Origin of the sequence: Oricola thermophila (assembly GCF_013358405.1) — a bacterium.
In the GTDB taxonomy this organism is placed as follows: Bacteria; Pseudomonadota; Alphaproteobacteria; order Rhizobiales; family Rhizobiaceae; genus Oricola; species Oricola thermophila.
The window spans coordinates 140,218-160,272 of record NZ_CP054836.1 but is presented as its reverse complement, the minus strand read 5'-3'; the positions used below and the strand labels follow the sequence as shown (position 1 = coordinate 160,272).

At 65.1% G+C, this 20,055-nt stretch carries 13 protein-coding genes; 3 read left to right on the top strand and 10 right to left on the bottom strand.

Translation table 11 applies throughout. The features are described from left to right. Window positions 1–11: 11 nt before the first annotated feature. The 4 genes from HTY61_RS00655 to HTY61_RS00640 form a co-directional block, all read right to left on the bottom strand. Complete coding sequence (locus HTY61_RS00655; protein WP_246272872.1) at window positions 12–785, bottom strand: alpha/beta fold hydrolase; 774 nt, start codon at window positions 783–785, stop codon at window positions 12–14. Then, the gene (locus HTY61_RS00650; protein WP_175274974.1) at window positions 775–2,541 is read right to left on the bottom strand and encodes a tetratricopeptide repeat protein; all 1,767 of its coding nucleotides are present in this window, start codon (window positions 2,539–2,541) and stop codon (window positions 775–777) included. The genes HTY61_RS00655 and HTY61_RS00650 overlap by 11 nt, the downstream gene beginning before the upstream one ends. 92 nt (window positions 2,542–2,633) lie before the next feature. Then, the gene (leuA, locus tag HTY61_RS00645) at window positions 2,634–4,334 is read right to left on the bottom strand and encodes a 2-isopropylmalate synthase (RefSeq protein WP_246272871.1); all 1,701 of its coding nucleotides are present in this window, start codon (window positions 4,332–4,334) and stop codon (window positions 2,634–2,636) included. A gap of 322 nt (window positions 4,335–4,656) precedes the next feature. Then, window positions 4,657–5,700, bottom strand: a complete 1,044-nt coding sequence (locus tag HTY61_RS00640; RefSeq protein ID WP_175274973.1) for a class I SAM-dependent methyltransferase — start codon at window positions 5,698–5,700, stop codon at window positions 4,657–4,659. Window positions 5,701–5,982: 282 nt separating this feature from the next. Between HTY61_RS00640 and HTY61_RS00635 the strand changes: the two genes are divergently transcribed. From HTY61_RS00635 to HTY61_RS00625, 3 genes are all read left to right on the top strand, one after another. Continuing rightward, window positions 5,983–7,992: a putative bifunctional diguanylate cyclase/phosphodiesterase gene (locus HTY61_RS00635; RefSeq protein WP_175274972.1), complete on the top strand. Its 2,010-nt coding sequence runs from the start codon at window positions 5,983–5,985 to the stop codon at window positions 7,990–7,992. A 202-nt stretch (window positions 7,993–8,194) separates the two neighbouring features. Further along, on the top strand, window positions 8,195–8,977 hold the full coding sequence (locus HTY61_RS00630) for a hypothetical protein (RefSeq protein ID WP_175274971.1): 783 nt from the start codon (window positions 8,195–8,197) through the stop codon (window positions 8,975–8,977). 358 nt (window positions 8,978–9,335) lie between these two features. Next, window positions 9,336–10,121 (top strand): hypothetical protein, encoded by a 786-nt coding sequence (locus HTY61_RS00625; protein ID WP_175274970.1) that lies wholly within the window; start codon window positions 9,336–9,338, stop codon window positions 10,119–10,121. Window positions 10,122–10,170: 49 nt separating this feature from the next. Here the strand turns inward: HTY61_RS00625 and HTY61_RS00620 are convergent, their stop codons facing one another. From HTY61_RS00620 to HTY61_RS00595, 6 genes are all read right to left on the bottom strand, one after another. After that, window positions 10,171–11,076 carry a cation diffusion facilitator family transporter gene (locus tag HTY61_RS00620; protein ID WP_175274969.1) on the bottom strand — a complete coding sequence of 302 codons (906 nt, stop codon included), beginning with the start codon at window positions 11,074–11,076 and terminating at the stop codon, window positions 10,171–10,173. 31 nt (window positions 11,077–11,107) lie between these two features. Beyond that, a complete protein-coding gene (locus HTY61_RS00615) occupies window positions 11,108–13,300 on the bottom strand; it encodes an anthranilate synthase (RefSeq protein ID WP_175278354.1) in 2,193 nt (730 codons plus the stop codon). A 314-nt stretch (window positions 13,301–13,614) separates the two neighbouring features. Then, window positions 13,615–15,294, bottom strand: coding sequence for a formate--tetrahydrofolate ligase (locus HTY61_RS00610; protein WP_175274968.1), 1,680 nt, complete (start codon window positions 15,292–15,294; stop codon window positions 13,615–13,617). A gap of 433 nt (window positions 15,295–15,727) precedes the next feature. Further along, window positions 15,728–16,831, bottom strand: a complete 1,104-nt coding sequence (locus HTY61_RS00605) for a DUF2333 family protein (protein WP_175274967.1) — start codon at window positions 16,829–16,831, stop codon at window positions 15,728–15,730. Between the two features lie 18 nt (window positions 16,832–16,849). After that, a complete protein-coding gene (locus HTY61_RS00600) occupies window positions 16,850–18,130 on the bottom strand; it encodes a DUF6638 family protein (protein ID WP_175274966.1) in 1,281 nt (426 codons plus the stop codon). Continuing rightward, window positions 18,127–20,040: an AAA family ATPase gene (locus tag HTY61_RS00595; protein WP_175274965.1), complete on the bottom strand. Its 1,914-nt coding sequence runs from the start codon at window positions 20,038–20,040 to the stop codon at window positions 18,127–18,129. Before HTY61_RS00595 ends, HTY61_RS00600 begins: the two co-directional genes overlap by 4 nt. Window positions 20,041–20,055: the final 15 nt, after the last annotated feature.

Below are 20,055 nucleotides of genomic sequence, written 5' to 3'. Positions count from 1 at the left end.
CGGTTTCGCGATCAGGCGAGTTGCGCCGCCAGCGCCGCGCGCACGGCCTCCGGCGCCTCCGCCACCAGCATGTGCCCGGCCCCCTCGACCAGATCGACGCGAAAGTTTTCCGGCAGGTCGCGGCACTGGGAGACGGGCAGGACCGGATCGGCCGTGCCCCACACCACGCGCACCGGGCAACGGATTCCCGCCAGCATCGCCCGCGGGATCTCGCCCTGCTTGCCGTCGCGGGTAATCGCCTCCGCTATCGCCGCGATCTCGCCGGCGAGCCTTTCGTTTTCCCGCTCCGCGGCAATCAGCGCGACCTCGCGCTCCGGCGGCGTCGCGCCCGGCGCCATCATTTTCGCGAGCGCGCGGCGCACGGCATCGGCTTCGCGTGCGATGCCGAATTCGCGCAGCGTGCCGGCGGCGATCTCCGTTCCGAACCCGCCGGGTGCGAGCAATGTGAGGGAAAGAACCCGTTCCGGCGCGGCCAGGGCGATCAGGCAGGCCACCGCACCGCCCATCGAGAAACCTGCGAGGTGGAACCGCCCGATGCCGGCCGCGTCGGCAGTCGCCAGCACCGCTTCGGCCGCCGCGCGCGGATGGCGCGACCCGGCCACGTCGAAGGATGCCCCGTGGCCCGGCAGGTCAGGCATTGTCACGCGTGCCCGCGCCGCCAGGTCCTCGGCAACCGGCCTGAAATGCGCCCCCGAACCGCCGAAGCCGTGCAGCAGCATGAAATCCGGTCCGCCGGCCGCCCCCGCCTCGCGGAAGGAAAGCACCGGAACGGGCTCACCCTTCATCGCTGGACCGTACCTGCAGGCCGGCCTTGGCCAGCACGGCGACGAATTTCTCCGCCGCCTGCCGAGGCATCAGGCGCGAATAATAGGCCAGCGGATCGCGCGTGATGATGCTGTCCTCGGTGGCCAGTTCGCTCAGCATCTTCTTGCGGAGCACCTCGTCGCCCTCGATATAGGCGGCAATCAGCCGGGCGGCGCAGTAATGGGACCGGTCGCTGACCGCCAGTTTGCGCGCGCTGTAGGAAACGAGATCATTCCGCCCGGTCTGGAATGCCGCCAGGAACAGGGCATAGTCCCACCAGCTGGGATGCACCGGCGCGGCCTCGGTCGCCCGCTCCAGCACCGAGACCGCCGTCGGGAAATCACCCACCGCGACCAGCGTGTAGCCATAGCTTGCCGCAATGCCGAGATCGTAGCTGTTGAAGGCATGTGCATTGCTGATTTCCTGCAGGGCCGCCGCATGTTCGCCGGAAGCCTGCAGCACCCAGGCCAGTGACCGGTGCGCCGTGGCCGAAAGCGGTGCCAGTTCGACCGCCCGGCGTCCAAGCCTCAGGGCGTCGTCGAGCGTCGTGCCCTCGGGATAATCGTAGCCGTCGGTCACCGATTCCACGGCCAGCGAGGCGAGATTGGCATAGACCAGGGCGGAATTCACGCCATCTTCCAGCAACTTCGCGTTGCAGTCCTGCGCCGCGCGGTGGCGCTCGGCGGACTGGCTGTTGAAATAGGCGGAGCTGGTCGCAAGGCAACTGGTCAGCGGATTGAGCCCGCCCTCCGATTCGAGGAAGGCATAGATCGCGCCGCCGACCGGCAGGAAGCGGCTCAATATCCGCGAGACATGATCGGCCATCTCGCTTTCGCTCTGCCCGCCGGGAATGTGATCCGTCCCGATCATGATTCCGCTTTCGCGGTGGAAGAACTGGACGTTGAGCGAACGGCGGCCCGATTGAACCGTCTTGATGTAGAAGTCGGCCAGCGGATGGTCGAGCGTGACCGATCTGTCGTTTCGATAGACCACGCTGCCGAAGCGGGGAATGGCATCCTCCAGCATGAGGCGCAATTCGCCGTCAGTGTCGGCAGCGACCGCGACGGAGGGCAGCGTCGCGTCCCGCAGCATGGCCGCATCCGACGATGCCAGGCGCGATGCCGCGGCGGGAAGCGGCTTCACCTCGCCGAGAAAGATGCTGCCCAGCAGGACGAGGATCACGACCAGCAGGCCCACGATCGTCGCCGTCGCGCCCCAGAACAGCCGCGTGCTGACATGGATCATGCCATCCGGATCGGCGGACATCCTGCGCCCGCTCCTGGGCTCCGCCAGCGCGATCTGCGGAAGCGGCTCCTTCTCGGGCTGCTGCACCGGCGGCGGTTCACTCCCTTTGTCCGCGCTGCGCGACAGCGGCGGGACGCGGAGCATCATGTTGTAGACGGGCACATAGGTGCCGCGCGGAATCGTTATGCGTATCCGGGCGTCGGCGCCTTCTCCGGAATAGTATGTTTCGAGAAGGTCGCGCAGGCGTCCGGCCTGCACGCGCACCACGGCATCGGTGGAGGGATCGAAATTGTCCTCGCGGTCGAAAACGTCGAGCGCGATGGCAAAGCCCTTCAGCCGGTCGGCTTCGCCTTCCAGGTCGCGCTCGACGATATATCTGAGCAGTTCCCGCGACCTTTCGGATCGCGAGAACGTCGCGCTTCGCAGGATGTCGTCAAGCGCAGCCCTTATGGCCCCGGGGTCGATACCCTTGCTTCGTGATGCGTCCCCCAATGCCGCAATTCCCGGCTAGTTGTTGTTATCGTTTCATTGCTCGGGCGCATCTTACGTAAGGGCGACACCTACTGCAATGACGGCGCTGCGGTTTACCCCGCGATCTTCCGGTTCACGGCGGCGATTATGGCCTCCAGCGATGCGGCGACAATGTTCTTGTTGATCGCCGCGCCGAAGACGCGCTCTCCGTCGATGTCGATTTCCATGTAGCAGATCGCCGCCGCGTCGGAACCGCGCTGCAACGAGTGCTCGGCATAGTCGATGACGGTGACCGTCCGGCCCAGGTGCCGCGACAGCGCGTCGAGGAACCCGTCGATGGGACCGGTGCCGCGGCCGTGAATGGTAACCTTCTCGTTACCGTCCACGATGGTCGCCTCGACCTTGCGCATGCCGCCTTCCTCGCCCTCGGCCGCGGTGGTGTGGTTGACGAAGCGCAGCCGCCGGTTCGGAATGTCGACATAGGTGGCCAGGAATTCCTGGTGGATGCGTTCGGACGAGAGTTCCTTGCCCTCGCGGTCGGTGATCCTCTGGATCACGTCGCGGAACTCGACCTGCAGGTTGCGCGGCAGGTGCAGCCCGTAGTCGGCCTCCAGCACGTAGGCGATGCCGCCCTTGCCCGACTGCGAATTGATGCGGATGATCGCCTCGTAGGTGCGGCCGACGTCCTGCGGATCGATCGGCAGGTAGGGCACCTCCCACAACCGCGAGCCGGATTCCTTGAGCGCCTTCATGCCCTTGTTGATCGCGTCCTGGTGCGAGCCGGAGAATGCCGTGTAGACCAGTTCGCCGACATAGGGGTGCCGCTCCGGGATGGCGAGCTGGTTGCAATGCTCATAGACGTCGCGGATGCGGTTGATGTCGTGCACGTCCAGCTTCGGGTCCAGCCCCTGGGTGAACATGTTGAGCGCCAGCGTCACCACGTCCACGTTGCCGGTGCGCTCGCCGTTGCCGAACAGCGTGCCCTCCACGCGGTCGGCGCCGGCCATCAGGCCCAGTTCCGTGGCCGCGATGCCCGTGCCGCGGTCGTTGTGCGGATGCAGCGAGATGATCAGGTTCTCCCGGTTGTCGAGATTGCGGCACATCCATTCGATCTGGTCGGCATAGATGTTCGGCGTGCTCATCTCGACGGTCGCCGGCAGGTTGATGATGAGCTTGTTGTCAGGCGTCGGCTGCACGACCTCTATGACCGCGTTGCAGACTTCCAGCGCCACTTCCAGCTCGGTGCCGGTGAAGCTTTCGGGCGAATATTCGAAGCGGTACCCGCCGCCGGCCTTGGCCGCCATGTCGGTGATCAGCTTGGCCGCGTCCACGGCGATCTGCTTGACGCCCTCGACATCCTTGCGGAACACCACGCGCCGCTGCAGCTCGCTGGTGGAATTGTAGAAATGCACGATCGGGTTCTTTGCGCCCTCGAGCGCCTCGAATGTGCGCGAGATCAGCTCGGGCCGGCACTGGACGAGCACCTGCAGCGACACGTCGTCGGGCACCTCGCCCTCCTCCACGCACCAGCGCGCGAAGTCGAAATCGGTCTGCGAGGCCGAGGGGAAGCCGATCTCGATTTCCTTGAAGCCCATTTCGAGCAGCAGGCGGAACATGCGCGACTTGCGCTCGGGCCCCATCGGGTCGATCAGCGCCTGGTTGCCGTCGCGCAGATCCACGGAACACCAGACCGGCGCCTTGTCGATGATCTTCGACGGCCAGGTGCGGTCGGGCAGGTTCACGGGCGGATAGGGTCGGTATTTCTCGGCTGCTTCCGGCATTCCGGCTGCGGCGGAACGGGTGTGAACGGTCATTGGCTTGTCTCTCGTCCTGTGGGCCGTCCTGCACCGGGCACGGGCTCGAACGGCTGTGACCTCATACGGTCATTCGAAAATGGATGTAAAGCGTGCGAGGAGCTGGCGCCGACGGGGCCGAACCGACCGCCGGGCGCTCCTCAACGGACCCGGCAGCCGCCGATAAGAAGGAGCGGAAGAAGCGCGCGCGAAAGCGTCCCGGCCGGAACGGCGGGAGCGAGGCGGATATGCGCGCGGGTCGTGTTCATGTCGCCAGAGATAGCGTCAGGCGGGAGCGCAGGTCAAGGGGGCGCGCGACGCGTGGCTGCGCCGGCGCCCTGCCCTATTCGGCGGGCCGCGTTATCCTGCCGTAGACGATGTTGCGGTTCTCGCCGAAGAAGACGTCGAGATCGTACCGGCTCCCGTCCGCCGCCGCGCGCATGATGGCCGCCATGTCGTCGCCCGTGCGCAGGATCAGCGGCCAGTCCATGAAGGTCTCCATGTAGCCGTCGGTGGCCAGCTCGTCGCTGAAGTTCGCGAACAGGAAGCTCCCGCCCGGTTTCAGCAGCGCCAGCGCCTTTTCCGTCAGCCGCACGGCGATCCGCGTCGTCAGGTAGTCGTACAGTCCGGCGGCGTAGACGAGGTCGAAGCTCCCGAGATCGTAGGCGTCGCGCAGCAGGCCCCGCACCGATCCCTCGACGGCCGAGACGGCGCTGTCGGCCCTGTTGGCATTGACGGTGGCGACCGAGATCGGGTCCTGGTCGAGACCGGTCCATCGGCCGAGCGTGCCGTCGCTTTCGGCCTGCGAGAGCTCGGTTTCGCGCATGTGGCCGCAGGCGATCGCCAGCACGTCCGCGCCGGGCGCGCGGGCGGCCGTCTCGTCCACGCTCCGCGCCAGGATCGTCCGGCGCTCGCGCACGGCCTCCGAGCTGTCCACGGCGCATGTATAGGCATAGATCTCCCGGCCCAGCTCGCTCGCCGATTCGACCACGTGGCCGACGCTCGGATGCCTGTAGATCAGGTCGATCAGGCCGGCATCGCCCGCATAGCCGCGCGGCTTGCGGAACGACCACGCGGTGAACGGGTCCTGCAGGAGGTATTCGGAGACGGGATGCTGCTGGGCGGCGGGTATGAGGTCCTCCCAAACCGCCGGGGCCGCCTGCCCGCGCAGCTCGTGCAGCTGGGCGGCCAGCCGCCGCACCACGGATGCCGCCGCCTCGCCCTTGGCGAAGCCCTGCCGGGCGAATTCCAGCATCAGCGCCAGCTGTGTCCGCCTCGCGGCAAGTTCCGCGGCGTCCCCGCCGGCCGCCTCGTCGGCATTGTGACGCCGGATCGCCTCCGGGGTGATGAGGCTGTGCGCGTCGGGGTCGAATGCAAACTTGCCCATGGGTGGTCCTGTCCGAGGGAGACAGGCCGACTATAGGGATGGGCGGGCGGCGGCGATACAACTTGGTTAACGTATGGTTAACAAAAAGCCCCGCATGCGACTCAATGTCTCGCAACGGCGCTTCGGCGGGCGATTCTCGCGCCCGGAAAGGGGCATTGTTTGCGCGCTGTTTACCTTAGGTTAGCAGGCGCCATGCAAGATTTTGGAATGAATCTGGCAATCTTTGCGCTCGGACGCAGGAAGATGACCCGAAATGACCCCCCGCGCCTCCGGCGGCCGTGAATGACGGCCGTCCCTCCTCCCGACACCGATTTCGCCCGGCGGGTCGGGGCCGCGATCGGGCAACCCTGGTGGAAACCTGTTGATCCGGTCCTTCGGGACATGCTCTTCGACCGCGAGTCGGCGGGCAATCGCCGTATCGTGCGCTGGGGCATCTGGGCGGCCGTTCTGTCGCACATCGCCTTCAGCCTTCTCGACGTCCTCCTGATCCCCGACGTTGCCCCCCTTGCCGTGGCTTCGCGGATCGGCACGGGTGCGCTCTTTCTCGCCATACTCGAGATCTGCCTCGTGCGCCGCGTCAGCCGGTCTGTCCTGCACCTGGCCGCGGCGTCGGCGATCGTCGCCGGCGGCGTGGCCTGGATTCTCGCGGCGATCGGCACGACCCACCAGGCGAACCTGTCCTACTACATCGTCTGCGGCACCATATTCATCCTGGGCTCGAACCTGTTCTTCAATTTCAAGCTGCATGTCTCGGCCATCGCGTCGGCGATCATCGCCGTCACCTACGGCACCGTCATCATGCGCGGCCTCGTGGCCCCGCCGGGCGGCAAGCTGGCGCTCATGGTGTTCTTCGCCAGTAGCCTGGCCCTGTCGCTCTACCTGTCCTGGCGCCTTGCGCTGGAGCGCTACCATGCCTTCCTGCACTCCCAGCAGGCGCACATCCAGGAGAAGGCGGCGATCGAGTATGGCGAGAAGCTGCACGAGATCGCCAACACCGACCACCTGACCGGCCTTTGGAACCGCCGCGCCATCGCGCGCGAGTTCCAGGAGATGCGCCGGGCGCGCGCGGCGGACGGCCGCCGGATCGGCGTCATCCTCGCCGACGTGGACTATTTCAAGAAATACAACGACCGGCTGGGCCACCAGGCGGGCGACGACTGCCTGACCCGCCTGGCGGACGTGTTCACCCGCACGGCGGAGGCCAACGGCGCGGTGGTCGGTCGCCATGGCGGCGAGGAATTCGTCTTCCTGTGCGAGGTGAACGACACCGACGAGCTGGCCCGAGTCGCCGCCGATCTCTGCCACGCGGTCAAGTCGCTGGGCATCGAGCACCCGGATCGCGGCGACGGCCTGCATGTCATCACCATCAGCGCGGGCGCGTCGCTGAGCCGTCGCGACCAGGGCATGGATCTCGACGCCCTGCTGCAGGAGGCGGACCGCGCGCTCTACACCTCCAAGTTCTCCGGCCGCGCCACCTGGACGATTTTCGATCCCGAGGCCGCCGACGACGACATGTCCGGCCAGAACCTGGTGGATCTGCTCAAGACGGCGCGCACGGAGGACCTGGTCTCGACCGCCTACCAGCCGATCCGGGACCTGCCTTCGGGCCGCACGGTCGGCTACGAGACCCTGATGCGCCTGCACGATTTCGACGGCAGCCTGATCAGCCCGCAGGTCTTCATTCCCGAGGCAGAGCGTTCGGGCGCCATTGTCGAGCTGGGCTACTGGGCCATCGAGCGCGCCATCCGCGACATGAAGCGGCTGGACCCGCAGGCAACGGTCTCGGTCAATGTCTCGGGCGTGCAGCTGCGCGCGCCGGGCTTCCCGCTGCGGGTGACGGAGATCGTGTCGCGCGAGGGCATGCCCGCGTCGCAGCTTGCGCTGGAGATCACCGAGGGCATGGACATCTTCCTGGAGCCGCAGGCGCTGAAGGCGGTGGAGGAGCTGCGCTCCTTCGGCCTTCAGATCTGGCTGGACGATTTCGGCACCGGCTATGCGGGCCTTGCCTGCCTGCGCGAATACGAGTTCGACCTGATCAAGATCGACAAGGGCTTCCTGCAGGACAGCCAGTCGGAGGTCGGGCTGCTGATGCTGGAGGACATGATCGGCCTCGTCCACCACCGCGGCATCCGCGTTCTGGTGGAGGGCGTGGAGACGGCCAACCAGCTGCGGATACTGGAGAACCTTGGCGTCGATCTCGTCCAGGGCTACCTCGTCGGCCGCCCGGCGAGCGTGGAGAAGCACCTGTCCCGCGCGCACGAAACCGACGCCCTCGCCCCCCGCAGGGCGTAGGGGATTGCCAATCTATAAGATCCCGAAATATGCCGGACCACCTTCGCACAGCTCATTACCGCAACGAGGAGGTGCTAGAGCGTATCTAAATCGGCAGGCAGTTTCGGAACGATACCGAGCGCCTGAAAAAGCTGTTCGATTTCTGCACCAAGATGACATCCGCGCCACGCAAGGTCTCCAAAGAAAAGGCGGGAGCGACGACATGAGTGACTATGTGTTGTTTCAGATGTGGAAACCATTCCGGAAGTCGCTGATTAAGAGACATCACTTTTATGTCGAGCAGGCCCGAAAGCGCCTGCTCTCGCAATTTGAAGACATCGAGGCGGACGCCAACAAGGCCGCTAAGGTATGGCTTGAACAAAACCATGCGCGGTTTGACCCTGATCATCACAATCCAGAAGACTTCTACGAGGCGGCCAACGACGCGGGAATCGAGTTCTACGAACTTCTAAGTGATATGCGGGAGCAAACCCGTTTGAACATTACCGCAGGTATGTTCCACGAGTGGGACAAGCAGTTGCGAGATTGGCTCGTGCGGGAAATTGAACATTGGCACAGCGGTGATAACACTAGGTTGAAGGTCTGGTCGGCCGACTTCAACCAAATAGCCGACTTGTTGGAGAGCTTTGGCTGGAAAATCCGCGCCACCACCTATTTCCGCGCCCTTGATGCGTGCCGCTTGGTTGTCAACGTCTACAAGCACGGGGAGGGAAAATCCCTCACTGATTTGAGACAGAACTACCCTGAATATCTGGATGATCCGCTCAAAGGTACTGGTAGTGTCTTTACAGGACCGAAATATCCCGATCACACCAACCTCAAGGTGAGCGAAAAGCAGTTTCAGGGATTCTCTGACGCTATCGTAGCGTTCTGGCAAGATGTCCCGGAGGACGTCTTTGAGTCACAAATAAAGACCGTGCCGGACTGGTTTGGAAAAGCCATTTTGAAGGATCAGAATGGACAACGACATGCAAACAAGAAATAACAAAAAACTACCAAAATCAGTGCCATCAGTCTCCGCCTCCTACGCACATACAGGAAACTCCACCAAGTCAAACGAGCTAAATATGCATCCCGTGCAGGAGCGAGTGAACCGTGCCGGATTTGCCGGAAACCGTTTCGGTTGAGTGACGCCGCCATGGCGGGCTCCTCCCAGATGCCATGGCAACGTGCCTCCGCTTCGGCCGTCGCAAGAGGCCCATCCACCGCTGTCCCGTCTGCAGCCCGAAGCATCAGGGCGGCCGCCTTGATGCTTCATTCATTCCAGGCCGGGGAACCGGCCCGAAACGCTTTCAAAATGAAAATGTAATCCACCTCCCCGCCGCCTGCGCCATCATGTCCGCATGAACGATGACGCGAAAAGGGACTGGGAAAGGGCGATCGAGCGCAATTGCGCGGCGCTGCGGCGCATCGCGGCGATGCTGTTCGCCATGCTGGGGCTCGGGGGAGGCGTTCCCGAGACCGTGCCGCGCCGCGCGAGGCGCCGCCTGTTGCGCTTCCTGCGCCCGGCGGAGTCGGCGGCCCGCCGCCTGATCCTCGCCGCTGCCCGCGGCATCGCGGTCCCGCCCCCGCGTGTCGCCCCGCCGCCCGCGCCCTCGCCCGTCGAGCTGCTGCGCGCCCGGGGCCTGCTGGTCAGCCACGGCCCGGTCTTTCTCGGCCTTGCCCGCCGCTGGGTGCCGGAGACGCCGGCACCCGAGGAGCCCGAGCCCGGTTCCGGCCGCGTGCCCGCCTTCCGGCTGGCCGATCCGCACCGCCGTTTCGATTTCTGGGCCCGCCCGGGACGCGCCCGCCTCGCCTTCGCCGAGCTGCCGCCGGACGAGGCGCTTGCCCGCGAGATCGAGGAGGTGCCGGCGCGGGCGCTGTGCAACCGCGTCATGGCGCTGAAAGCGGCGCTGGAGGATCTTCCCGCCCAGGCGAAGAGGCTCGCCCGGCTGCGCGCCCGCCGCGAGGCCGCGCGGGCGGTCGGCAGGGAGCGATGCAAGGTGCCCTCGCTCTACCGCTTTCCCCTGCGCTACGGCCCGCCGCCCGGCTGGCGGCGCCGGCCGCGCGACGGCACCGGCGAGGTGGACCGCGTGCTGGCGGAGTGCCACCGCCTCGCGCTTGCGGCGATGCGGCCCGACACGTCCTGATCCCTGCCAATGTCCCTTTTGCCGGGAGTCCCCCGCCGTCCGGCTCGCCTCAGTCGATGGTGACCCTGGCGCCGTGCGCGCGCACGCCTTCCGGCTCGACGTGGATGGTCACCCGCGCACCGGGAATGGCGGCGCGGATCGCCTCCTCCATCCGGTCGCAGATGTCGTGGCTGGCGGCGACCGTCATCTCGGCCGGCACCACCATGTGGAAGTCGACGAAGGTCATGCGGCCGGCCTGGCGGGTCTTCAGGTCGTGCACGTCGACCGAGCCGCCGGCATTGCCGGCGATCGCCGCGCGGATCGCGCTTTCGTCGGCGGGCGCGGCCGCCCGGTCCATCAGCCCGTCGACCGAGGACGCGATCACCTTCCAGCCTTCCCACAATATGTTGCAGGCAACGCCGATGGCCAGCAGCGGGTCGAGGATCGCGTATCCCGTCGCCAGCGCCGCCAGCAGCCCGGCGAACACGCCCAGCGACGTCACCACGTCGGTGAACAGGTGGCGCCCGTCGGCAACGAGCGCCGGCGAGCGGTGCTCGCGCCCGGCGCGGATCAGCAGGAAGGCCCACATCCCGTTGATCGCCGCGGCGACCATGTTGATGCCGAGGCCGAGCGCCGGCGCCTCGGGCAGAACCGGGGCGAAGAGTGCGGCAAAAGCCTCGTGGGCGATCAGCAGCGCCGCCACGACGATCAGCACGCCCTCGATCACGGCGGAGAAATACTCCGCCTTGGAATGGCCGAAGGGATGCTCGGCATCGGCCGGCTTCTGGGCATAGGAGACCGCGAAATAGGCAATCAGCGCGGCGATCACGTTGACAGTGGATTCCAGCGCGTCCGACAGCAGCGCCACCGAGCCGGTGACGTGCCAGGCGGCCAGCTTCAGCGCCATCACGCCGAAGGCGACCGCGATCGACCCCGTGGCGAGACGCTTGACAATCGGTTGAGCCGTGCCCGCCATGCCGGTCCCCTGCCTGTCACCGCCTGCCGCCTCAGGCGGCGGCGTCCTTGCCCCGGCGTGCCCGGTCGCCGGCCAGGTGCGCCACCACGTTCTCGATCATCCGCATGCCGGCATTGTGGCCCAGCGTCATGATCGATTCCGGGTGGAACTGCACCGCCGCCACCGGCTCGTGGCGGTGCTCGATGCCCATCACCACGCCGTCCTCGGTTTCCGCCGTGACCGTGAAATCGTCCGGCAGGCGCGACGGGTCGGCGAAGATCGAGTGGTAGCGGCCGACGGTGACGGTCTTCGGCAGGCCGGAGAACACCCGGCCCGGATGGTTGATGCGGATGCGCGAGGGCTTGCCGTGCATCGGCAGCGAGAGCTGGCGCAGGTTTCCGCCGTAGGCCTCCGTCAGCGCCTGCAGGCCGAGGCAGACGCCGAAGATCGGCATGTCGCGGTCGCGCGCCTTGCGGATCGTCGCCTTGCAGTCGAAATCCGCCGGCGTGCCCGGCCCGGGCGACAGCACCACCAGGTCGGGACGGTAGTCGTCCAGCACCTGTTCGGGCACCGGCGAGCGCACCGTGCGCACCTCCGCCCCGGTCTGGCGGAAGTAGTTCGCCAGCGTGTGGACGAAGCTGTCCTCGTGGTCGACCAGCAGGATCCTGACCCCGAGGCCCACCTGCGCGGTCTCCCGCTTGGCGGTTCCGGCATTGCCCTGCTTCGCCTCGCGGATTGCCGCCAGCATGGCCGAGGCCTTCAGCTCGGTCTCGGCCTCCTCGTCCTCGGGCACCGAGTCGAACAGCAGCGTCGCCCCGGCCCTGACCGAGGCCACCCCGTCGCGCACGTGGATGGTGCGCAGCGTCAGCCCGGTATTCATGTCGCCGTCGAACTTCACCATGCCGATGGCGCCGCCATACCAGGCCCGCGGGCTCTTCTCGTGGTTCTCGATGAAGCGCATCGCCCACAGTTTCGGCGCGCCGGTCACGGTCACGGCCCAGGCGTGGCTGAGGAATCCGTCGAAGGCGTCCATGCCGTCGCGCAGCCTGCCCTCGACATGGTCCACCGTGTGGATCAGGCGCGAATACATCTCGATCTGGCGCCGGCCGATCACCCGCACCGAGCCCGGCTCGCAGACCCGGCTCTTGTCGTTGCGGTCGACGTCGGAGCACATGGTCAGTTCCGACTCGTCCTTCTTGGAATTGAGCAGCTTGAGGATCTGTTCCGAGTCCTCGATCGCGTCCTCGCCGCGCCGGATGGTGCCGGAGATCGGGCAGGTCTCGATCCGCCGGCCCGTCACCCGAACGAACATTTCCGGCGACGCGCCGACGAGGAACTCGTTTCGGCAGAGATTCATGAAGAAGGAATAGGGCGCGGGGTTCGTCTCCTTGAGCCTGCGCGAGATCGCCGACGGTTTCGAGTCGCAGCGCTCGTGGAACACCTGTCCCGGCACCACCTCGAACAGGTCGCCGCGCGCGAAGCTCTCCTTGGCCTTCTCGACCAGCTTCGCATATTCGCCCGGCACGTGGTCGCCGCGCGGCGGGATCGTGTCGGTCTTGACGAAGGGCTGCGGCGCCACCGTCCCGTCCAGGCCCTCGGTTGTCGTCTCGCCGTCGGAGAACTCGTAGCGGTCGATCCAGGCCTTGGCCGCGTGGTTGTCGACGACCAGGATCTCGTCGGGGAAGAACAGCGCGAGGTCCCGCTGCGCCGGATCGCGCTCCAGCTTCTGCTGGATCGGGTCGAACTGGAAGGCGATGTCGTAGCCGAAGGCGCCGTAGAGCGCGAGATCGTTTTCCTCCGGCGAATGGAAGTGGTCGACGATGGCCCGCAGCGCGGAGAAAACGCTGGCCGCCCGCGTCCGGTCCTCCTCCATGACCACCGCCGCCGGCTCGGCGATCCGCACGGTCAGCACGCCGTCGCCCGGCTCCAGCCCGGCGATGTGCTCGGCGCCGGTCAGCGCCTTCTCGATCATTTTCAGGATCGGACGGCCGCGTTCCGAAAGCGCCTCGACGGTCATGGTCCGCTGGTGCGCGGAGATCAGCACCGGCGGGTTCGCGATCGCCGTGTCCCATCGCGTGTATCGGCCGGGATATTCGTAGTTGGACGACAGGATCACGCCCGGCTGGCTGTCCAGCAGCTCGGTGTAGTCGGCGATCGCCGTCGCGTAGTCCGCGTCGCGGCGATAGCGCCTCACGGTCACGCCGCCGCGCGTCACGTATGTCAGGTCTGCCTTGTCCGTCGCCATCTCGATTTCGTCTTTCCTGTTCCCGGTCATTCTTCCTGTCCTTTCATTCGGCGCCGGACAGCAAAAAACCGCCTAAGCGCCGTGATGCACTTGGCGGTTCCGAAACTTGACGCGCAGTCATGGGTCAGCACCGCCTAGAAGCGGGGCCACCACCAGAGAGTCTTGACTGCGCTGCGAATGTCCATGGCCGGGAAAATAGAACGTCGGCGGGTGCCGCGCAACGGGAAATTTTCACCGGCCGTGTTCGGACCGGAAGCCGGCGACCGTCCGGCTGCGGGAAGGAGGCGGGCGCCGGCCGGGCGCCCGCCCCGCGGTCAGAACAGTCCCTCGACATTTCCCTCGTCGTTGAGCCCGATCACCTCGGCGGAAGGCTTGCGCGGCAGGCCGGGCATGGTCATGATCTCGCCGCAGATCGCCACGATGAAACCGGCGCCAGCCGACAGCCGCACCTCGCGCACCGGCACCGAGTGGCCCGTCGGCGCGCCGCGCAGGTTCGGGTCGGTCGAGAACGAGTACTGCGTTTTCGCCATGCACACCGGCAGATGTCCGTAGCCGGCCTCCTCCCACTGCCTCAGCTGCGCGCGCACGCTCTTGTCCGCGATGACCTCGTCGGCATGGTAGATCCGCTTGGCGATGGTCTCGATCTTCTGGAACAGGGGCATGTCGTCCGGGTAGAGCGGCGAGAAGTTCGACGCGTCGCTTTCCGCCATCTCGACGACCTTGCGCGCCAGGTCCTCGATGCCGGCGGAGCCGTCCGCCCAGTGCCTGCACACGATCGCCTCGGCGCCCTGCTCCGCGACATAGTCCTTGACCGCCTGGATCTCGGCTTCCGTGTCGGAGACGAAATGGTTGATCGCCACCACGACCGGCACGCCGAAGCCCTTGGTGTTGGCGATGTGGCGCCCGAGATTGGGGCAGCCCTTCTTCACCGCCTCGACATTCTCGCTGCCGAGGTCTTCCTTCTTGACGCCGCCATTCATCTTCATCGCGCGCACCGTCGCGACGATCACGGCCGCCGCCGGCTTGAGCCCGGCCTTGCGGCACTTGATGTCGAAGAACTTCTCCGCGCCGAGATCGGCGCCGAAGCCCGCCTCGGTGACGACGTAGTCCGCGAGCTTCAGCGCGGTCGTCGTCGCGATCACCGAGTTGCAGCCATGCGCGATATTGGCGAACGGCCCGCCATGCACGAAGGCCGGGTTGTTTTCGAGAGTCTGTACCAGGTTCGGCTGCATCGCGTCCTTCAGCAGGACGGTCATCGCCCCGTCGGCCTTGATGTCCCGGCAGTAGACCGGCGACTTGTCGCGACGATAGGCGACGACGATGTCGCCCAGTCGCTTCTGCAGGTCATCCAGGTCCTTCGCGAGACACAGGATCGCCATCACCTCGGAAGCCACCGTGATGTCGAAGCCGGTCTGGCGCGGAAAGCCGTTGGCGACGCCGCCGAGCGACACGACGATGTCGCGCAGCGCGCGGTCGTTCATGTCCATCACGCGCCGCCAGGTCACGCGCCGCTCGTCGATCCCGAGCTCGTTGCCCCAGTAGATGTGATTGTCGATCATCGCCGAAAGCAGGTTGTGCGCCGAGGTGATGGCGTGGAAGTCCCCGGTGAAATGGAGGTTCATGTCCTCCATCGGCACCACCTGCGCATGGCCGCCTCCTGCCGCGCCGCCCTTCATGCCGAAATTCGGTCCGAGCGAAGCCTCGCGGATGCAGATCGCCGCTTTCTTCCCAATGCGGTTCAGCCCGTCGCCGAGCCCGACTGTTGTTGTTGTCTTGCCCTCGCCCGCTGGCGTCGGGTTGATGGCCGTGACGAGGACCAGCTTGCCTTCAGGGCGGTCCCGCAACGACTTGATGAAATCGGCCGATACCTTCGCCTTGTCGTGCCCGTAGGGCAGAAGATGTTCGGAGGGTATTCCGAGCTTTGCGCCGATATCCTGGATGGGCTTCTTGTTTGCCGCACGCGCAATTTCGATGTCTGTCTTGAATTCGGCCATGATCTCCTCCGTGTAGCCCCACCGGCAGGATCACGCTGCCGACGAAAAATGTATACACGACAAATGATTTCGGAAAGCAATCCCGAGAAGCGTCCAATCGCGAGAGACACGCCATCGAGGCAATCCGATTTGCTTTCGCGAGCCTATGCTTTCGCTTCCCTCCGCCCGGTTCGACACGCGACAAGACCCGTCGCAACCTGACATGGAAACGCTATTTCAGGGGAATTTCAGCCTGCTTCGGAACATGCTTCCGTCTGCTGCGGGCGTAGGCAACGACGCGAAAATGCATTCGCAGGCGGCCGGCGCATGCAACCGCAGCGTCCGCAGCAATGCCTGCCTGTCGATCTCCCACCTACCGGTACAACGCTCCGCCGGCTAGGAAACAGATACACAATCCGACGAGAATGAATACATTCTGCGTATCAACCGCGCCCTAGCGCTCGAGCACGTCACGCATTTCCACTAGGTTCGAGCGAACACGAAGAAGGTCGAAACCGATCGATTCCAGGTGCGACTTTATGAGACTCGATGCGCTGCCGTTGGCTACGAAGGGCGGGCGCATGTTCAACGCGTCCTGCATCTGCTCGTCGACCCGATCCCATATCGCGTCCAGGTTCCGCTGCGCGACGACCTCGCGGAAATCGCTGCGCGCCGCAGAGAGAATGCCGTAATAGCCGTAGAGCTGCCCGAAGGTGAACCAGAACCGGTCGTCGGCGCGCCTGTCGAACCCCATGAAATTGCTCTGCTCCATCCGGCGCTGAAGAATTTCCGAGGTCGAGCCGATATCGGCCGTTACACGATCGAAGAACTGCATCAGGTTGTCGGCGCGGGCATCGAAGTCGGCCCGACATTCCTGCAGTTCCAGATTGAACGCCAACAGGCTGTCGCGGGCATCGCGCAGCCGCGCCTGTGTCGACGGCTGCAGGAAGGGCGGGCTCAGCGTGAAGAACCAGGCATCTTCCCGGTAGTTGGCGGCTTCGCGCGCATCCTGGAGATTCTGATTTATCGAAGACGTCCCGCGCACGCGTCCGAGCCGGTCGACCAGCTCGACGGCCGTTCTGCGGACGGCCTGGTTGATGCCAAGCTGGAACGCGGCCTTGTTGTCGAAGAACGGGGTATCCTTCCAGTCGATGATGAACAGGAACCCGGCCTTCGACAGCGGGTTCGAGGGAACCCAGTATTCCTGATTGACGTTCTTGTCTATGAGGTCCGCAGCCACCTGTACCATCGCGGACGGATAGCAGGCACCGTCGCCGGCCTGCGATCCCGCCGCTCCGTATTCCGTCTCGAACGCATAGCGCTCCGGATAGTCGGGATCGCCGATCGACCAGAACTGGGTGATGTAGATTAGATAGCCATAGGATGCGACAATCGCGATCAGTATGACGAAGACCGGGATCTTCACGAACCAGCCGCGCCCGCGCAGCCAGTTCCTGAACGCGATGAACGGCCACGCCAGCCACGCCACGAATGTGCCGATCGCCCGGCCGATGACCTCGAAGAGGCGGGTGAAAAAGGCGATGATCGGGTCAAGCATGGTGTCGCTCCGGAAGGGTCAAAGGCCGTAGAGCCGCTTGCGGAACGCGGCCTTGTCGGACAGATAGGTGGTCTTCAGCATCTCCACAACGTGCTGGCGGAAGGCATCACCGTAACTTTCGTAGTCCTTGTAGAAGCCCTGCTTGTTGAAAACATAACGCGCAACGAAGTCGCTCGGGACATATTCGGTGACAAGGCGGTTCACCAGCCAGGCGTCCTTGTGGTCGGGTTTCGCGCGTGCCAGCAGAAACCGGAATCGGTTGTCGACATCTCGGATGTCGACATGACCGGACCGCGCAATGTCGCGTTTGACCGCATTCAGGAAGGGATAGACGCCATCCTCGTTGATGAGCCCGGCATTTCTGTGCATCCACGTCTGCAGCCAGACCGCGTCCATCCGCCCAAGGTCGGCATCCGGCTCCGCCCTTCGCAACAGCGCGCGTATCGCCATCTCGGCACGGTGCTCGAGAAAACCCGACGGTTCCAGCCAAGAGGCGCGCGGCGGGTCGAGCCGGCCGGTATCGGCCAGAAAGGCATGGACCCGCGCCATGTCCCGGATCGGAATATAGGCGACCTGCCACGGCCGGGAGCGGCGGAAGCCCGGCGCCGACGGATCGGCGATCACCGTCGTCATCTTCTCGTCGACGAAGACGTAGCAGCCACCGAAATGGCTGGTCCAGAAGGCGTCGTGCCGGAACACGACCTGGTCGGGCACCAGCGTGTTTTCGCGTATGTCGCCGGCGATCCTCGCCAGTTCGACCATGCGTTCCAGCATGGCGTCGTTGCGCCAGGCGTCCGGCTCGCCTTTCAGCCGGTCCACCAGCGTGCGCAGCTCTGCAGCCTTGCCGAGCACGTCGTCGGCCGACAGGACGTTGAACTCGACCTGCTCGATTCCCAGCAGGTCCTCGATGTCGTTGACCCGCGAGACATTGTCGTCGATCTCGCCATAGATCACGTCCTTGATCGTCAGCGCATTGATCGCACGGGCGTTCGCGGTGAAGAACTCGTATATCAGCGCTTCGGTGTTGGAAAAATGCGTATGCACCACCGGAAACGTCGATTGCGACGGCGTCAGGATGATGAAACGCCGGTTGATCCCGTTCGGATCGAGGTAGTCCGGATCGCCCAGCTCGTCTGCCACCTGCGGCGAGAAACCGGTCTTGTCGATGTCGAAGACCTCCAGCTTCGTCTCCGGCAGGCCGAACGCCTTCAACGCCTTGTTGTAGCGCTCGATCAGGTGCGGCTGGCTGACTTTCAGCAGCCGGCCATAGATCAGGTCGTTGTCGTAGAGGCGTTTCATGCGCCGTTCCACAGCCCCTTGGACTTCAGGTCCGCGATCTCCCTTGCTGCGCGCTCGCGCAGCCGTTCATTACGGATCATGGCCTCTACGGCCGCCGCGTCCGACTTGTCGGTGTAGCGGAACTCGGAATCGGCGTAGCGGTTGATCTCCTGCATGACCATCTTCATCGTGAACGGGCCGCGCAGTTCCTCGATCATCGCCTTCTTCTCGTCGTAGGACTTGTGCATGAATGCCTCCGGCGTCTCGAACCACTCGTCCGGCAGGTCGAAATCCATCGCCCGCATCTTGATCGCGTCGGTGATGTTCTTGATCGCGCGGCCGGTAAAGCGCGGCTCGGCCTGCTTGATGCGATGCAGGTAGTCGCCAACATCGGCCATCGTCTTCGGTTCGCCGCGCTCCTCCATGAAGCGCTCGTAGACGGCCAGAAGCCCCTCCTCCTTTGGCCTGTCATGGCCTTCATAGGCTTCCGCCACCGCCTTCTTGATGACCTGCGCCGCGTAGAGGTCGTGATCGCCGAGCGGGATAGAATGGTTCTTGCCGGCCAGCAGCACGAAGATGTCGATATAGTCGTCAAGCGTCTGCGGCCCGTCCACCAGCCAGCGCGCGCCAGCCCGCTGGCGCAACGCATCGTCGACGTTCTCGGGGTAGTTGGAAAACATGCCGAAGGAGCAGTTGCCGCGCACCACTGTTGTCGCGCCGGCAAAGCTTTCCATCAGCACCGCGGTCACTTCGTGCTGCCCGGCCGAGGCCCGGTCGTCTGAGCGACGCGCCGCGACCTGGTCGATATCGTCGATCGTGCCGAAACCGATCGCCTTCGGGTTGACGATCGTGTTGACGAACTCCTTGCAGTTCTGGCCCGACTTGCCCTGGTAGGACGAGATCTGGTCGACGCCGAAATTCTCGTAGTGGAAGGGATAGCCCGCAACCTCGCAGTAGTCGTTGATCAGCCCGGCGATCATCTGGATCAGGATAGTCTTGCCGGTTCCCGGCGCGCCGTCACCGATGAAGGTGAACAGGAAACCGCCCAGTTCCACGAAGGGATTGAGCTGCCGCTCGAAATCATAGGCCATCAGCATCTTGGCCAGCCGCGTCGCCTGGTATTTGGCAATATGGTTGCCGATGATCTCGTTCGGCTTCTTGAACTGCATCGCCAGCGGCTTGCGGCGCTGGCCGGGCGCCACGTCGAACCCGTTGATGGTGAAATCGTCCGCCTCGATGCGTATATGGCTGTCCTCGAATGAACCGAGTCCGGTGAAGCGACCGCGCCGTCCGAGCAGTCCGTCGACGGAGACCCGCGCAAATGCCTTCGCCCGCTGCAGCATGGTCATCTCGTCAGCCGCGCCGTCGATGGCGTTGGCCAGTCCCGCGACCAGCGACTTCAGCGCATCCTGGGCCGTGTCGAACAGGAAGTCCGGCTCGTCGGGATCGTTGACCGGCTCCGTGCCTCCGTCGAGCATCTGCAGGAGATAGGCCGAAAGCGTGAAGGCCGCGATATAGGCCGAGGCATTGACCAGCGTCTTGAACCGCTCCGCGTCATCGCCCTGCAGCGGAGACGACAGGTTGCGCGCCTGCAGGCTTTCCAGCTCCGTCTGGCGTGCGAACAGCTCCGCGACTGCAAGCGCGATCGCGATACCGCGTCGCGTCCGGTAGAGCAGGCCGTGCTGCACCGGCGACAACATCGGATCATCGGGCCTGACCCCGGCGATCTGCCTGGCCAGTTCCACCTCGCGGGTGCGCCGCACGCCACCGGTGGAAACCGTGGAGACGAAACGCCGACCGGTTCCCGCAAGCGCCGTGTCGGACTTGCCTCCGCTCTCCTCCATCACGACGATGCGCGTGACGAACGACTGCGCGACCGCGCGATGTTTCGCAATGTCGTCCTCGTCGATCCGCGTCAGGCCGATATCCATTCCGGTTCTCCCGCT

Coding starts and splice junctions, on each gene's coding strand:
- HTY61_RS00655 (WP_246272872.1), bottom strand. CDS start 785: ATGAAGGGTGAGCCCGTTCCGGTGCTTTCCTTCCGCGAGGCGGGGGCG.
- leuA (WP_246272871.1), bottom strand. CDS start 4,334: ATGACCGTTCACACCCGTTCCGCCGCAGCCGGAATGCCGGAAGCAGCC.
- HTY61_RS00640 (WP_175274973.1), bottom strand. CDS start 5,700: ATGGGCAAGTTTGCATTCGACCCCGACGCGCACAGCCTCATCACCCCG.
- HTY61_RS00635 (WP_175274972.1), top strand. CDS start 5,983: ATGACGGCCGTCCCTCCTCCCGACACCGATTTCGCCCGGCGGGTCGGG.
- HTY61_RS00630 (WP_175274971.1), top strand. CDS start 8,195: ATGAGTGACTATGTGTTGTTTCAGATGTGGAAACCATTCCGGAAGTCG.
- HTY61_RS00625 (WP_175274970.1), top strand. CDS start 9,336: ATGAACGATGACGCGAAAAGGGACTGGGAAAGGGCGATCGAGCGCAAT.
- HTY61_RS00620 (WP_175274969.1), bottom strand. CDS start 11,076: ATGGCGGGCACGGCTCAACCGATTGTCAAGCGTCTCGCCACGGGGTCG.
- HTY61_RS00615 (WP_175278354.1), bottom strand. CDS start 13,300: ATGGCGACGGACAAGGCAGACCTGACATACGTGACGCGCGGCGGCGTG.
- HTY61_RS00610 (WP_175274968.1), bottom strand. CDS start 15,294: ATGGCCGAATTCAAGACAGACATCGAAATTGCGCGTGCGGCAAACAAG.
- HTY61_RS00605 (WP_175274967.1), bottom strand. CDS start 16,831: ATGCTTGACCCGATCATCGCCTTTTTCACCCGCCTCTTCGAGGTCATC.
- HTY61_RS00600 (WP_175274966.1), bottom strand. CDS start 18,130: ATGAAACGCCTCTACGACAACGACCTGATCTATGGCCGGCTGCTGAAA.
- HTY61_RS00595 (WP_175274965.1), bottom strand. CDS start 20,040: ATGGATATCGGCCTGACGCGGATCGACGAGGACGACATTGCGAAACAT.